This window comes from Rhizobium sp. RHZ02, from assembly GCF_014851575.1.
Lineage (GTDB): Bacteria > Pseudomonadota > Alphaproteobacteria > Rhizobiales > Rhizobiaceae > Rhizobium > Rhizobium altiplani.
Genome location: NZ_JACUZX010000001.1, coordinates 581,877 through 596,381, shown reverse-complemented (window position 1 = coordinate 596,381; position 14,505 = coordinate 581,877). Strand labels below are relative to the sequence as shown.

The 14,505-nt window shown below is 59.2% G+C and carries 12 protein-coding genes; 8 read left to right on the top strand and 4 right to left on the bottom strand.

What is annotated here, in order from left to right:
• Positions 1–15 precede the first annotated feature (15 nt).
• Positions 16–711: a CBS domain-containing protein gene (locus tag IB244_RS02790; protein WP_192303089.1), complete on the top strand. Its 696-nt coding sequence runs from the start codon at positions 16–18 to the stop codon at positions 709–711.
• 304 nt (positions 712–1,015) lie between these two features.
• Here the strand turns inward: IB244_RS02790 and IB244_RS02785 are convergent, their stop codons facing one another.
• The 3 genes from IB244_RS02785 to IB244_RS02775 are packed head-to-tail and all read right to left on the bottom strand — an operon-like array spanning position 1,016 to position 2,499.
• Positions 1,016–1,576, bottom strand: coding sequence for a DsbE family thiol:disulfide interchange protein (locus tag IB244_RS02785; protein ID WP_192241321.1), 561 nt, complete (start codon positions 1,574–1,576; stop codon positions 1,016–1,018).
• Between the two features lies 1 nt (position 1,577).
• Complete coding sequence (locus tag IB244_RS02780; protein WP_192241320.1) at positions 1,578–1,733, bottom strand: heme exporter protein CcmD; 156 nt, start codon at positions 1,731–1,733, stop codon at positions 1,578–1,580.
• Between the two features lies 1 nt (position 1,734).
• Entirely contained in the window at positions 1,735–2,499 is a 765-nt protein-coding gene (locus IB244_RS02775; protein WP_192303088.1) for a heme ABC transporter permease, read from the bottom strand.
• Positions 2,500–2,771: 272 nt separating this feature from the next.
• Here IB244_RS02775 and hemA point away from each other — a divergent pair, with 272 nt between their 5' ends.
• The 5 genes from hemA to IB244_RS02750 all read left to right on the top strand — a co-directional run bounded on the left by hemA (position 2,772) and on the right by IB244_RS02750 (position 9,616).
• A complete protein-coding gene (hemA, locus tag IB244_RS02770) occupies positions 2,772–3,986 on the top strand; it encodes a 5-aminolevulinate synthase (protein WP_192303087.1) in 1,215 nt (404 codons plus the stop codon).
• Between the two features lie 358 nt (positions 3,987–4,344).
• Positions 4,345–6,195 (top strand): ABC transporter transmembrane domain-containing protein, encoded by a 1,851-nt coding sequence (locus IB244_RS02765; RefSeq protein ID WP_192303148.1) that lies wholly within the window; start codon positions 4,345–4,347, stop codon positions 6,193–6,195.
• Positions 6,196–6,442: 247 nt separating this feature from the next.
• Positions 6,443–7,507, top strand: coding sequence for a class I SAM-dependent methyltransferase (locus tag IB244_RS02760; RefSeq protein WP_246734284.1), 1,065 nt, complete (start codon positions 6,443–6,445; stop codon positions 7,505–7,507).
• 251 nt (positions 7,508–7,758) lie between these two features.
• Positions 7,759–8,505 carry a histidine phosphatase family protein gene (locus tag IB244_RS02755; RefSeq protein WP_192303086.1) on the top strand — a complete coding sequence of 249 codons (747 nt, stop codon included), beginning with the start codon at positions 7,759–7,761 and terminating at the stop codon, positions 8,503–8,505.
• 397 nt (positions 8,506–8,902) lie between these two features.
• Positions 8,903–9,616 (top strand): DUF899 family protein, encoded by a 714-nt coding sequence (locus IB244_RS02750; RefSeq protein ID WP_192303085.1) that lies wholly within the window; start codon positions 8,903–8,905, stop codon positions 9,614–9,616.
• A gap of 25 nt (positions 9,617–9,641) precedes the next feature.
• On the opposite strand, the gene IB244_RS02745 is transcribed toward IB244_RS02750, so the two are convergent.
• Positions 9,642–10,532 (bottom strand): AraC family transcriptional regulator, encoded by an 891-nt coding sequence (locus IB244_RS02745; protein ID WP_025661259.1) that lies wholly within the window; start codon positions 10,530–10,532, stop codon positions 9,642–9,644.
• A gap of 203 nt (positions 10,533–10,735) precedes the next feature.
• Here IB244_RS02745 and IB244_RS02740 point away from each other — a divergent pair, with 203 nt between their 5' ends.
• A complete protein-coding gene (locus IB244_RS02740; protein WP_192303084.1) occupies positions 10,736–12,202 on the top strand; it encodes an alpha-glucosidase/alpha-galactosidase in 1,467 nt (488 codons plus the stop codon).
• Positions 12,203–12,324: 122 nt separating this feature from the next.
• The gene (locus tag IB244_RS02735) at positions 12,325–14,412 is read left to right on the top strand and encodes an ABC transporter substrate-binding protein (RefSeq protein WP_192303083.1); all 2,088 of its coding nucleotides are present in this window, start codon (positions 12,325–12,327) and stop codon (positions 14,410–14,412) included.
• The last annotated feature ends 93 nt before the right edge of the window (positions 14,413–14,505 follow it).

Below are 14,505 nucleotides of genomic sequence, written 5' to 3'. Positions count from 1 at the left end.
AGAGCGAGGCATGAGATGCAGGCCAAGGACATAATGACCACCAACGTGGTTTCAATCAGCCCGGCGGCTAGTGTGCGGCATGCAGTCGCTGTCATGCTTCAAAACAACATCAGCGGCCTGCCAGTCGTCAGCGACGAGGGACGCGTTTGTGGTATGCTGACGGAAGGCGATCTTCTCCTCCGGCGGGAAATCCGGGTTTCGCTGCGGTCATCTCGCGTGTCCGAAGTCACCTCGGAACTTGACCTTGAGCGCTACATTCGCACTCATGGCTGGTCCGTGGCAGATGTCATGTCTCCCGACGTCATTGTCGCATTGCCGGAGAGCGAGGTGTCAGACATCGCCGATAGCCTGCAGGCCCACCGAATCAAGCGGTTACCCATCGTTGAGAACGGGCGACTTGTCGGTATCGTGAGCCGGCGCGACATTCTGGCAATCATTCTCGACGCGCCGCCGACCACACTTCCTCGGGAGGATGAGAGTATTCGTCTGGCGGTACGTACGCGTCTGAGGTCCGACCTCGGTTTGACGCCGCAAAGGGTGCAAGTCTCTGTCAAGAACGGCGAAGTGACCCTGGACGGCCACCTGGAATCGGATCTGAAGCGAACGGCAGTGCGCACGCTTGTCGAAAGCTTGGGAATCGGCGGCTATCGCGACCGACTGCATGTCATCACGCCCGACAGTGCAGACCGCTCCGACATTGCCTCGGGCTAACATCGATCTTCAGTAGCAACCAGTCGGTTGGTTTCGCAAACATGAACTTGAGAAGCGGTCGCGAAGGGCACCTCTACTGGAGCCGTTGGGACGAGGAGGCTTGTTCGCTTCGCGCCCCGAAATCGAACAAGCCTCTGTCAAGTTCCCAGCATTGACACGGGCATCGCCCGACCCGCGACAGCAATATAGGACAGCACCGGAACGAAATCTTTGACCGATGTCAAAGATGGCAAGTTCCGATTGGCGCTCGGGTGGCGGCCACAGATCGGACATCGGCCAGGCGAGTCGCAAGTCAAGATGAACGTCACCCGTCCGCGAGGGCCTGGTCCAAGAACGGGCGAATATCTTTGGCAAGCGCAGCTGCGTCGAGTGGACCAACGTGCTTGGCCACGATGCGTCCATCCCGGTTGATGACGAATGTCTCCGGAACACCATAAACGCCCCAGTCGATCGAAGCCCTGCCTCTTGCATCGATCCCGATTGCGGCGAAAGGATTCCCGTTCTCGCGTAGAAATGGCAACGCCTTTTCGGGAGCGTCCTTGTAGTTGATCGCAACGACGGTGATGCGGGTGTCTTTGGCGAGTTCCATCAGGACCGGGTGCTCCTGACGGCATGGAATGCACCATGAGGCGAAGATGTTGACGACGGTCACCCGCCCCCGGATGCCGGCGTCCGCCAGTCCTGGCGTTGATGAACCGGCGAGCGGCGGAAGATCCACATGTGGATGTGGTTGGCCGATAAGGGAGGAGGGGAGTGTAGAAGGAGTGTATCCGTCGGCCGATTCCCGGTACAGCACGTTGCCCACAGCACTTGCGATTCCGAGGAATGCGACGAGCGGGATTGCCGCTACGAGGTAACTCCGCATCCTAGCGTTCTTCGCGATTTGACCGGCGACGCACGACCGCGAGCGCCTCGACCTGTCGGCGGTAGCTTCGGCTGGTAATCCAAACCTTCGCCGCCATCGCAAACATCACCGAGAAGGCCAGCGCGTAAGCGGCGAAAACATACTCCTGATGCGTCATCTCAACTATCCCTTTGTGACGCGGCCCTTGCTGCGAGCCTGTAATGAGAGATCAACTTTCTTCGCCAGATCTCGTTTCGTATCGATGCGACGTAAAGCGTCGCAAAGAGCGCGGTAAAAGCGAGGCCCATGATCAGCAGCGGTCGCAGAAATTCGATGTCGAGAGCGGGCCCGTCAAATCTCAGGACACTTGCGGGCTGGTGGAGTGTGTTCCACCACTCGACCGAGAATTTGATGATCGGAATGTTCACGAACCCGACGATGATGAGAACCGCGGAGACGCGGGCAGCCCGCGTCGGCTCGTCAACGGCGCGATTGATCGCCAGTATACCAAGGTACATGATGAACAGCACGAACATGGACGTCAGCCGAGCGTCCCAGACCCACCAGGTCCCCCACATCGGCTTACCCCAGATCGCGCCAGTGACAAGGGACACGAAAGTGAACGCGGCGCCGAGAGGCGCTGCCACGCGGGCTGAAACGTCTGCCAAAGGGTGTCGCCAGACCAGCGATCCAACGGCGTTCAGCGTCATGACCGTGTAGCACAGCATCGCCATCCACGCCGCAGGAACGTGAACATACATTATTCTGACAGTCGCGCCTTGCTGGTAGTCCACATCGGAACTGAAGGCGAGGTAAAGGCCAATCAGAAAGAACAGCATCGTCAGTGCCGATAGAACGGGGATTGCCCGATCTGACATCTCGACGAACCGGGTGGGCTGCGCGAGGCCTTTGACGTATTTTGCGACGTTTGAATATGAACTCATGCCACGAGCCATAGCGCCTGATTGCGCCTCGATAATTGATCCTGGTCAAACATCTCGAAGCGACCCGGAGTGATCGAAAATATTTGAAGACCGCTTCAGCGCCCCGATTGCACGAAGCCTGGCCGGCAGCACAAAAGGCGCGACAGCATGGCGCGTTCCAAATTTTGCCGTGCTTCCTCACGGAGCCTGCGAGATGTTCAGCAACTTGACGGAGATCAAATACGGGGCTCGGGAGCCGGTGTATCGCTGCTTGCAGAATCAAGGAGCATGACATGGATTTCGAGGCGTTTTTCAAAAGCGAGCTGGATGGCCTTCACAGCGAAGGTCGCTATCGCGTTTTTGCCGATCTTGAGCGTCACCGCGGCAGCTTTCCGCGCGCCACGCGACACACGGCGGACGGCCCGAAGGAAGTCACGGTCTGGTGCTCCAACGACTATCTCGGCATGGGCCAGAACCCGAAGGTGATCGAGGCGATGAAGAATGCCATCGATCACTGTGGCGCGGGTGCGGGAGGCACCCGGAATATCTCTGGCACCACCCACTACCACGTTCTGCTCGAGCACGAACTGGCCGACCTGCATGGCAAGGAAGCGGCGCTGATCTTCACCTCGGGCTATGTCTCCAACTGGGCGGCGCTCGGCACGCTCGGCGCCAAGATCCCCGGCCTGATCATCTTCTCCGACGCCTTGAACCATGCCTCGATGATCGAAGGCATTCGCTACGCCAAGTGCGACAAGGTGATCTGGAAGCACAACGACATCCATGATCTCGAAGCCAAGCTGGCCGCCGCAGATCCGAAGGCGCCGAAGCTGATCGCCTTCGAATCGGTCTATTCGATGGATGGCGACATCGCCCCGCTCAAGGAGATCTGCGATCTTGCCGACAAATACGGCGCGATGACCTATCTCGACGAAGTGCATGCCGTCGGCATGTATGGACCGCGCGGCGGCGGCATTGCCGAGCGCGAGGGCCTGATGGACCGCCTGACGGTCATCGAAGGCACGCTCGGCAAGGCATTCGGCGTCATGGGCGGCTACATCGCCGCCTCGACGGCGCTGTGCGACTTCATCCGCTCGTTTGCCTCTGGTTTCATCTTCACGACGGCGCTGCCGCCGGCGCTTGCTGCCGGTGCGGTTGCCTCGATCCAGCATCTGAAGGTCAGCCCGTTCGAGCGCGCACGCCACCAGGATCGGGTCCGCAAGCTGAGGGCGCTGCTCGATCAGCGCGGCATTCCGCACATGCCGAACCCGAGCCACATCGTGCCTGTCATGGTCGGCGATGCGGCCAAGTGCAAGTGGATCTCCGACCTGCTGCTCGACAATTGCGGTGTCTACGTGCAGCCGATCAACTACCCGACGGTGCCGAAGAAGACCGAGCGCCTGCGCATCACCCCGACGCCGCTGCACAGCGACGCCGACATCGAACATCTCGTCGAGGCGCTGCATTCGCTCTGGGCGCGCTGCGCGCTGGCGCGGCACGTGGCCTAGCCAGCGCTATTCGGACTGGCAATTGCGAGCGACAGTGCTCGTCATTGCCCGTGGATGGTCAAGGATTTCGCTCATTCGAAATGAGCCATACGCTACGGAAACCAAAACGCAACTGCGACGGACAAGGCTCTGCCAGGGCGGGGATGCTTGGAGATAGTATTGGCGACTGTTCCCGGCCCTGTCGACTGCCTCCTGCCAACCTGAAGAGGGTGTCAGTCGCCGGCGGGCGAGGAAACCACACCCGTTCGGCAGCCCCGGCATGGCCAGAAGGCCCGCCAATAATTGATCGCGATCAAAGACGTCTTGGTCCTTCCGGTGGACAAGACGTTATCGAATTCCTCAGGAGAAGACGGCCTTGATGATAGCTCAACACGACCGGCAAGCTGCCATCGCGCAGAATGATCAAGCAGATGGAAAGGAAGGTCCGGCGCCGTCGAGGCGGCAAGCCCTGGCACACCTGCGGCGGCTTGTTCCTCTTCTTGGAAGCCACCGACGATTGACAATCGGCGCGACGCTTGCCCTCACCGCCGCAGCCTTGATTTCACTTGCGCTACCGATGGCCGTTCGGCGCATGATTGACAACGGCTTCGGGCAGGGCGATGGCGAATTCATAAACCGCTACTTCCTGATGGCAATGGCTCTGGCAGTGGCTTTGGCAATTGCCAGCGCTCTTCGATACTATTTCGTGACGGCACTGGGAGAACGCCTGGTAGCCGATCTCCGGAAGAAGGTCTTTGGCCACGTCCTGTCACTTCCCGCCCAGTTTTTCGATTCGAACCACTCCGGCGAAATTGCCTCGCGTCTCACCGGTGACACTGCCCAGATCAAGACGGCGGTCAGTCTGACAGCTTCGGTGGCGTTGAGAAACTCAATCCTGTGCGCGGGCGCCCTCGGCATGATGTTCGTGACAAGCCCTGGCCTGTCATCGATCGCCCTCGCGGTGATCCCGTTGATCCTCGCACCGCTGATTGTCTTCGGCCGCTCAGTCAGGAAAAAGTCCCGAGCGGCCCAGGACTCGCTTGCAGGCGCCTCCGCCTATGCCAGCGAAATCATAGCGGCAAACCGGACGGTGCAGTCTTTCAACGCCGAAGATACTGCCCGTCAACGGTATGTCTGCGACGTCGAAATGTCCTATGGCAAATCCGTTGCGGCGGCACGCTCGCGCGCTTGCCTGACAGGCTTTGCCATCGCACTCATATTCGGCAGTGTGGTCGGCGTCCTCTGGCTTGGGGCGCACAGAGTCCTCGCCGGCACGCTCTCGCCAGGAAGTCTCAGTCAGTTTCTGATCTACTCGGTGATTGCAGCCGGCTCCTTGGGCTCTCTATCGGAAGTCTGGGGTGAGCTGGCGCAGGCAGCAGGAGCCGCCGGTCGGCTTTTCGAGCTGCTGAATGAACAAACCTATGATCGCGAGCCTGAGGCAAGCATGCCGCTTCGCGGCCCCGTCCGCGGTGGCATCGAGGTATCAGATCTGCATTTCTCCTATCCCAACACCCCCCAGAAAGAAATCCTCGCCGGACTTTCCATGACGGTCTCTCCGGGAGAGACGGTCGCTCTCGTCGGGCCATCGGGTGCCGGAAAGAGCACGGTCTTTTCGCTTCTGCTCGGATTCTATGACGGCAGCGCCGGACGCCTTTCCATCGATGGACGAGACGTGCGCTCCATCGCCCCGCGAGACCTCCGCAAGGAGATTTCGATCGTGCCACAAGAGGTGACGATTTTCGCGACCACCATTTTCGAAAACATCGCGTTCGGAAGACCCGAAGCAACGCGGGACGAGGTCGTCGCAGCCGCGATCAAGGCCCAGGCGCATGGTTTCATCACCGGCCTTGAGAATGGATACGACACTGTCGTTGGCGAAAGGGGTCTGACCCTTTCTGGAGGACAGCGGCAGCGGTTGGCGATTGCCCGCGCTATACTGAAGGACGCCCCTGTCCTCCTGCTCGACGAGGCAACCGCGTCGCTTGACGCCGAGAACGAGCAGCTCGTACAGGAGGGCTTGGAACAGCTCATGGACAATCGATCGACCATCGTGATCGCTCACAGGCTTGCGACCGTTCTCAAGGCCGACAGGATCCTTGTGGTCGATGCGGGCCGGATCGTCGAGCAAGGAACGCACGCCTCTCTAATGCGCAACGGCGGCCTCTACAAACGGCTGGCCGAACTCCAGTTCAAGGGGCCCGCCACCGACTCGGAGCTGGACGCAGCGTGAGGCGCCATCCAAACCGCACAACGGTCGATGCAGCTATGCGAGCCAGTTCGACTGCGAGCGAGGGTGGAATGACGAACCAAACCTTGTGACCGGCGCAGGGAAGTGGTGCGCTGAGGTCGTGGTGACGCGCAGGACGTGGGATGAAGGCGTTTCTGTGTTGGCAAAGCCTTCAGCCACTGTTTGGGGATTGGCTCGCCATTTTGGGGTCGGTTTGTTAAGCTGCCGCTAAGCCAAGCGAGGCTCGGACATGCCAAACGATCCACCGCGATCTCATCTGGCGGCAATGAAAGGAGACGGCTTCTACAACCGTCATTCCTCAATGCAGGCCACTGGCATTTCAGCACTCCTTTCATTGTGGGAAACGGCGTGCCGGACAATCGCCGCGGGCGAGGGTCCCTTCACCATCGTCGATTATGGTTCCTCACAAGGCCGCAATTCGATGACCCCCATGCGCGTGGCGATTAAGGCGTTGAGGCTCCGGTCGGGACCGTCCGTGCCAATCGAAGTCGTCCACACTGACCTTCCCACGAATGATTTTTCGGCTCTGTTTGAAGCGCTTTCTTCAAGCCCTGACAGCTACATGAATGAAGCTTCTGACGTTTTTCCCTCTGCGATCGGCAGGTCGTATTTCGAGCCATTGTTCCCACGTCAACGCGTGGATCTCGGATGGTCGACGTGGTCATTACAGTGGATGAGTACCGGAATGATCGAAGCGCCTGATCACATTCTCGCCGGAATGAGTGCCACGCCTGAAGTGATTTCTGCGGTAAAGCGACAACAGGCGAAAGATTGGGAGCGCTTCCTGGTCCTACGGTCACGGGAAATGCGCCCTGGCGGGAAACTCGTGGCGGGCTTTACGGCCCGCACAGCCGACATCACTGGTTGGGAATGGCTCCTTGGCGAGCTCTGGTCGGCATTGAGCGACATGAGGACGGATGGCTGGCTTTCGGAACGAGAGCAGACCCGCATCACAATACCGATCGGCATACGGACCTTGGAGGAGATCAGAAAACCGTTCTTGAAAGGTGAAAATTTCGCCGATCTAGAACTCGAGCATCTGGATCTCGTCAGGCTTGCTGATCCTTGTTGGGAGCAATTCGAAAGGAACGGTGATGTGTTGGCGTTCGCCAAGCGTCACACGGCAATGATGCAAGCCTGGTGCGAGCCGACAATCGCGAGCTTGATCGAGCCATCTCGCAATCCGGCCGCATTTGTCACTGAACTGTTCAACCGGTTTGAGCGTAGACTGGTTGAAGGTCCCCGGCCTCACGAACCCTACATGGCAGCCGTGGTGTTATCCAAACGAGCCTAGCCAGAGAATTGGCGCGCGGCGGAAATTTGACATTCTCGATGATCCTTATGCCGACAAATCTCTTTGTGCCAATACGGGTATGTTCCATCCGGGCAGCCCTCTTGCGAGAGGCTCTGGAGGTCTTTTCCGTCCCGTCTGCCCTGACAGCCGGCCAGGTGATTGGTGGGCGCACAGCTTGCTGCGTCTTCTGCATTGCAGCCAGCCGGCTCTCACTTCATGATAAGCGCATCGGATATCGAAAGCGGCGGCTAATGCATATCTTCCTCGTTCGACACGGCGAATCGCTAGGCAATATCAATGAACAAGCCTACCGTCAGTTCGGCGACCATAATGTTCCGTTGACGCAGTGGGGGTATCGGCAAGCACTGGCGGCCGGGCGAGCGATCGCAGCCTATCTTGCCGAATTGCCGCGCGGACAGATACGACAAATTGACGTCTGGTATTCTCCCTATATGCGGACGCGGCAAAGCAAGGACGCCTTGCTGGAGGCGCTGCCTCCCGGATTGGTCAGAAGCGTTCGTGAGGACTACCTGTTGCGCGAGCAGGATTTCGGTCTCTTCACCGAAATCTATGACCACGCGGAGCGAAGACAGAAATTTCCTGATGAGTTCGAGAAATGGGCGAGATTGCGGAGCAACAGCGGGAAGTTCTACGCAAGGCCACCGGATGGCGAGAGCAGGGCGGATGTGGCCCAGCGGCTTCGTCTATTCCTTCAAACCGTGACGAGCGACGTGCGCGACGGCAACAACGACCTGATCATCGTCGGCCATGGTGTCACCAACAGGGCGTTCGAAATGAACTTTCTCCAGCATGCCGTCGATTGGTTCGAGCGCTCCGACAATCCGGGAAATTCCGACGTGACTTTAATCGACGGGACACACGCGCGCGGCTTCAGATCAACCCTGTTGCACAAGGCCGAAGACCGCCGAACCGGAGATGAAGAGTTGCGCGATGCCTATGGATCCGAACTGACGCTCACGCCGAAAGCCACGCCATAGCTTGGCGCCGCAAACCCGCCGATCTATCGCATTATACAGAAAAGTGCGACTGCTTCGAGCCAGGGCGTGAAGGGCCTCCATTGGAGGGAGGGTTCGAAGCACCGGTTGCCACGATGCCTCGAAGCCTCCCTCGTCCTTCCAGGAGATGAAGGACAAGAAGGACATAGGTCGCAAATCGGAGCGGGGAAGGGGGCCAAAGCCTGAGACAAGCGAATATGGTCCATCTGCAAGGCGGATAGTAGGCTAGCAAAATCAAGCACCTGGCAAATGAACCCTTGCGGGACCATCAAAAAGTCAGAACGAGTTGTCGATTTTTGCCGTCCCCAAACGTTCCTTGTTGGACGGCGGTTTCGAAATCCGCCCAGTCGTCCTTTCAATATCAGGAGGAGTTGATGTGATGGATGCGAACAATCTTGTTTCCGCGCGGGAGCTGGCCAGAAGAAACGGCCTCAGTTTTCCGAACGAAAGCCCCGAGTATCGGCAGGCCCGCGATGAATTGCTCGCCGAGGAAATCGAGTTGCGCCGACATATCGAACGCGTTGCCGAGCAGCGCCGCGCGCTGCCGCCAGGCGGTCAGGTCCGGATGGACTATCGCTTCCAGGGCCCCGATGGCGCGGTTACGTTGAGAGACCTGTTCGGGGGCAAATCCACATTGGTGATTTACAGCTACATGTATGGGCCGCAACGCGAACGACCATGCCCGATGTGCACGTCCATGCTGTCGGCGCTCGACGGAGAAGTCCCCGATATTTACCAGCAGGTCGCCTTTGCCGTCGTCGCGCGCTCGCCGATTGAACGCTTACTGGCGTTCAAGAAGGAGCGCGGCTGGCATCACTTGCCACTCTACTCCGACACGACGGACGAATTCAGTCGCGACTATCACGCCATTGGTCCTGATGGCGGCGATGACGCTGCCTATAACGTCTTCACGATCAAGGATGGCGTCATCCATCACTTCTGGAACCCGGAAATGGGCCCCGCAACTGCCGATCCCGGCCAGGATCCGCGCGGCGCGCCAGATTTCATGCCGCTGTGGACCGTGCTCGACACAACGCCGGATGGGCGGCCGCCGACCTGGTATCCGAGCCTTACCTATAGCAGTGGGCCGTAGGGCAGGGCCGTCAATAAGGCGGGCGTCAGCCTTGCCTGCCGACGCTCGCATACATGCCCGTGGTCCGAAACTCGGTCGGGTTCGTGCCATAGATGCGCCGAAAGACCTTGGAAAAATAGTTCGCGTCCTCGAAGCCTGAGCGGATTGCGACCTCCTTGACGGGCATGTTCGCGGTCTTGGTCAACAGTTTGACGGCCCGCTTCAGTCGTTTCTGCAGGACGAACTCGGCCGGCGGCAGGCCCTCGTTGGCTGCGAACATTCGCGAGAAATGGGCCCTGCTGAGGCCTGCGACCCGCGCAAGATCCTCGACCGGCAGAGGACGTTCCAAATTCGCCATGATGTAGTCGATGACATGCTGCATCGTCCGGTATTCTTCACTGAAAACAGGATGCGAACCGAAGACATCGTCGTACAGCGCCATGGCCGCCTCATAGGCGATTGCCGAAGCCAGGCCCGGCGTCTCCGCGCCATTGATCAGCCGGAGACTGCAATCTGCCAGATGCTCGATCGTTTGCGGTTGCAGTTTCAGGATCGGTCCGGTCACCGCGAGGATCGAGCGGTGGATGCGCAGCGCCTCCTCGCCGTTCATCGAAATCCAGAAAAACTCCCAGCGGTCCCCATCTTCAAGCCAATAGCGGTGATTGTGCGGGACGAGCACGAGCAGTGTCTCGCCTTCTTTCACCCGAAGCTGGCGATTCTCGTAACGCAGGTTGCCCGCGCCTTTGATCGTATGCTGCAGGACGGTGAACGGTGTTTGGCCGCGCTTTCTGCCATCCCAGTCGTAGGTCGCATTCTCCCGGATCTCGTAGCCTGTGCTGGTCGGCATTGTGTGCAGGCTCTGGCGGCCACGCGGCAGCGACACGGTCCTCATGACCGGCCCGTTGTCAATCAATTTTTGCAGCACAAAATTACCCATGAAAGCATAATCCTTCTCTGGCGGCCCCGCCGAATATGCGCATAATCCGCCCCCAAGAGAGAGAACACCGCCTGCACCGAGGAGCGGCAGGGAGGAGAATAAGCCGGATTTCTGGCCTTTTTTGGCTTCGGGCGCAAGTCCGGGTCCATTTCTTCTTCTCATCGTTCAGCGCCGGCAAATTTGATCGCATTGAGGCAAGGATCATGAGTTTCAAAATCGCTATCATCGGCGCAGGCAGCGTCGGCTTCACAAAAAAACTGTTCACCGACATCCTCTGTGTGCCGGAATTCCAGGACGTCGAGTTCGCGCTTACCGACATGAGCGAACATAATCTGCAGATGATCAAGCAGATCCTCGACACGATCGTTTCGTCCAACAAGCTGCCAACCAGGGTTACGGCGACGACGAACCGCCGCGAGGCACTGACGGGTGCGCGCTATATCATCAGCTGCGTGCGCGTTGGCGGCCTGGAAGCCTACGCCGATGACATCCGCATTCCGCTGAAGTACGGCATCGACCAGTGCGTCGGCGATACGATCTGCGCCGGCGGCATTCTCTACGGCCAGCGCAATATTCCTGTCATTCTGGATTTCTGCAAAGACATCCGTGAAGTCGCAGAGCCGGGTGCGAAGTTCCTGAACTACGCAAACCCGATGGCAATGAATACCTGGGCCGCCATTGAATACGGCAAGGTCGATACGGTCGGTCTCTGCCATGGGGTCCAGCATGGCGCCGAACAGATCGCTGAGGTGCTCGGCGCGAAATCGCCTTCCGAACTCGACTACATCTGCTCTGGCATCAACCACCAGACCTGGTTTGTCGATCTCAAACTCAATGGTCGCAAGATCGGCAAGGACGAGCTGGTTGCCGCCTTCGAAGCCCATCCCGTCTTCTCGCAGCAGGAAAAGCTGCGCATCGACGTGCTGAAGCGGTTCGGGGTCTACTCCACGGAAAGCAACGGCCATCTGTCCGAGTATCTTCCCTGGTACCGCAAGCGCCCCGACGAGATCACCAAGTGGATCGACATGTCCGACTGGATCCATGGCGAAACCGGCGGCTATCTTCGTCACTCCACCGAGACCCGCAACTGGTTCGAAACCGAATTCCCGCAATTCCTGGAGTCGGCATCAAAACCGATCGATCGGGCCAAGCGTTCAAACGAGCATGCGAGCCATATTCTTGAAGCCCTCGAAACCGGACGTGTCTACCGCGGCCACTTCAACCTCAAGAACAACGGGATCATCACCAACCTGCCAGCCGATGCGATTATCGAGTCCCCCGGCTTCGTCGACCGCTTCGGCATCAACATGGTTTCCGGTATCACGATCCCCGAAGCATGTGCGGCCACCTGCATGGCGTCGATCAACGTTCAACGCATGTCGGTTCATGCGGCCGTCAGTGGCGATATCGACCTTTTGAAGCTCGCCGTTCTGCACGATCCGCTGGTCGGTGCCGTCGCGACGCCGGAGGAGGTCTGGCAGATGGTCGACGAGATGGTCGTCGCCCAGGCGCGCTGGTTGCCGCAATATGCGGATGCAATCCCGGCTGCCAAGGAACGTCTGGCGAAATCGACTGTCAAGACCCGCGACTGGGCAGGTGCCGCCCGTCGCAACGTCCGTTCCATCGACGAGCTGCGTGCCGAAAAGGCTGCACTCAAGCAGGCCGTCTAAAGCTTCCGGACACGGGTGGCGATGGGGCTCCGGGAGGGAACTCATCGCCGAAGGCCCGTCGCCGGATCGTTTGAGGAGAAGCGGGGTTGCCACAAGCACCCCGAAAAACAAAGGGAGAGACGATGAGTAATATCCGCAACCTTGGCATTCTTGCCGGACTGGCGCTGAGCGTCTCGGTCTCGGCATTGAACGCCTATGCTTCCGAGCCGACGACACCGCCTGTTCCGCCGCAGTTTCCGGCGGAAGGCAAGATCAAATACGTATCGAGAGACTCCATCGAGGAATTCAAGGCGCTTCCACAGTATCACGAGCCGGACTGGGTCACGAAGAACTTCGTCGACAGCGGCAAGCTGCCGCCCGTCAAGGATCGACTGCCAAAGGAACCTCTCGTCTTCAAGACCGACAACATGGTCGACGGCATCGGCGTTTATGGCGACACGATGCGCCATGTCATCGGCGGCCGGCCGGAAGGCTGGAACTATGGCGCCGGCCAGACACAGGGTTGGGGCGGCATCGATATCGGCCTGTCGGAGTGCCTGACGCGCACCGCGCCGCTCTTCCAGGTCGAAGCAAAGGATACCGAGCCGCTTCCCAACCTCGCCAAGAGCTGGGACTGGTCGCCGGATGGCCACAAGCTGACCATGCATCTGGTTGAAGGTGCCAAGTGGTCGGATGGCGCGCCGTTCAACGCCGACGACATCATGTTCTACTGGGACGACGAAGTCATCGATCCGAACGTTTCGCCGCTTGGAGGCGGCGCATCGCCTGAGGCCTTCGGCGAGGGAACGACGCTCAAGAAGATCGACGATTACACCGTCGAATGGACCTTCAAGGATGCTTTCCCGAAGCAGTATCTCTACACGATGGCCTATCCGAGCTTCTGCCCGGGCCCGTCGCATATCCTGAAGCCGCAGCATCCGAAGTATTCGAAGAACACTTACGACCAGTTCAAGAATGCCTTCCCGCCGGAATTCATGAACATGCCGGTCATGGGTGCCTGGGTGCCGGTCGAATACCGTCCCGACGACATTATCGTCATGCGCCGCAACCCCTACTACTGGAAGGTCGACGAAAAGGGCAACCAGCTGCCCTATCTCAACGAGTTGCACTACAAGCTGTCCACCTGGGCTGATCGTGACGTGCAGGCCGTTGCCGGTTCCGGCGACTTCTCCAATCTTGAGCAGCCCGAAAATTTCGTGGCTTCGCTGAAGCGCGCAGCCGAAAAGACGGCACCGGCACGTTTGGCCTTCGGCCCACGCCTGATCGGCTACAACATGCGCATGAACCTCTCCGCAAACGGATGGGGCGACCCTGATGCCCGCGGCCAGGCCATCCGTGAACTCAACCGGAACGAAGACTTCCGCAAGGCAGTCACCATGGGTCTCGACCGCAAGGCAATCGGCGACTCGCTGGTCAAGGGTCCATTCACGGCGATCTATCCCGGCGGCCTCTCATCGGGCACGAGCTTCTATGATCGCAACTCCGTGGTCTATTATCCGTTCGACCTCAAGGGTGCGAAGGAACTGCTCGCCAAGGCCGGCCTGAAAGACACCGATGGCGATGGCTTCCTGAACTTCCCGGCGGGAACGGAAGGCGGCAAGAACATCGAAATCGTGCTTCTGGTCAACAATGGCTACGCCACGGACAAGAGCCTTGCCGAGGGTGTCATCGGCCAGATGGAAAAGCTCGGCCTGAAGGTCATTCTCAATGCGTTGGATGGCCCGAAGCGTGACGACGCCCATTACGCCGGCCGTTTCGACTGGTTGATCCAGCGCAGCTCGCCCGAGCTTGCCTCGGTCGTCCAGAACACCGAACAGCTGGCGCCTGTCGGTCCGCGGACGAGCTGGCAACATCGTGCCGGCAAGGACGGCAAGGTTGACCTGATGCCTTACGAACAGAAGATGGTCGATATCATCACGAAGTTCCAGAGCAGTCAGGACAACAACGAGAAGGTCGAGCTGATGAAGCAGTACCAGAAGGTTGCGACCGAGAATGTCGATACGGTTGGCCTCACGGAATATCCGGGTGCCCTGATCGTCAACAAGCGCTTCTCGAACGTCCCTGCGGGTACTCCGATCTTCATGTTCAACTGGGCCGAGGATTCCGTCATCCGCGAGCGTCTGTGGGTGGCCGCCGACAAGCAGGGCAAATACGAGCTGTTCCCCGAACAGCTGCCTGGCAAGCCTGGCGACAAAGGTCCGAACAACTAAGAGCTCCCCTCCCAACGAGGACTCCGGTCGCGCGTGAAGCGCGGCCGGGCAATATCAACAAGCCAGCCGCACCGACAGGCGCGACCGGCGGCA

Excerpts from the sequence above, each read along its gene's own strand:
- IB244_RS02790 (WP_192303089.1), top strand. The coding sequence starts at position 16 with ATGCAGGCCAAGGACATAATGACCACCAACGTGGTTTCAATCAGCCCG.
- IB244_RS02785 (WP_192241321.1), bottom strand. The coding sequence starts at position 1,576 with ATGCGGAGTTACCTCGTAGCGGCAATCCCGCTCGTCGCATTCCTCGGA.
- IB244_RS02780 (WP_192241320.1), bottom strand. The coding sequence starts at position 1,733 with ATGACGCATCAGGAGTATGTTTTCGCCGCTTACGCGCTGGCCTTCTCG.
- IB244_RS02775 (WP_192303088.1), bottom strand. The coding sequence starts at position 2,499 with ATGAGTTCATATTCAAACGTCGCAAAATACGTCAAAGGCCTCGCGCAG.
- hemA (WP_192303087.1), top strand. The coding sequence starts at position 2,772 with ATGGATTTCGAGGCGTTTTTCAAAAGCGAGCTGGATGGCCTTCACAGC.
- IB244_RS02765 (WP_192303148.1), top strand. The coding sequence starts at position 4,345 with ATGATAGCTCAACACGACCGGCAAGCTGCCATCGCGCAGAATGATCAA.
- IB244_RS02760 (WP_246734284.1), top strand. The coding sequence starts at position 6,443 with ATGCCAAACGATCCACCGCGATCTCATCTGGCGGCAATGAAAGGAGAC.
- IB244_RS02755 (WP_192303086.1), top strand. The coding sequence starts at position 7,759 with ATGCATATCTTCCTCGTTCGACACGGCGAATCGCTAGGCAATATCAAT.
- IB244_RS02750 (WP_192303085.1), top strand. The coding sequence starts at position 8,903 with ATGGATGCGAACAATCTTGTTTCCGCGCGGGAGCTGGCCAGAAGAAAC.
- IB244_RS02745 (WP_025661259.1), bottom strand. The coding sequence starts at position 10,532 with ATGGGTAATTTTGTGCTGCAAAAATTGATTGACAACGGGCCGGTCATG.
- IB244_RS02740 (WP_192303084.1), top strand. The coding sequence starts at position 10,736 with ATGAGTTTCAAAATCGCTATCATCGGCGCAGGCAGCGTCGGCTTCACA.
- IB244_RS02735 (WP_192303083.1), top strand. The coding sequence starts at position 12,325 with ATGAGTAATATCCGCAACCTTGGCATTCTTGCCGGACTGGCGCTGAGC.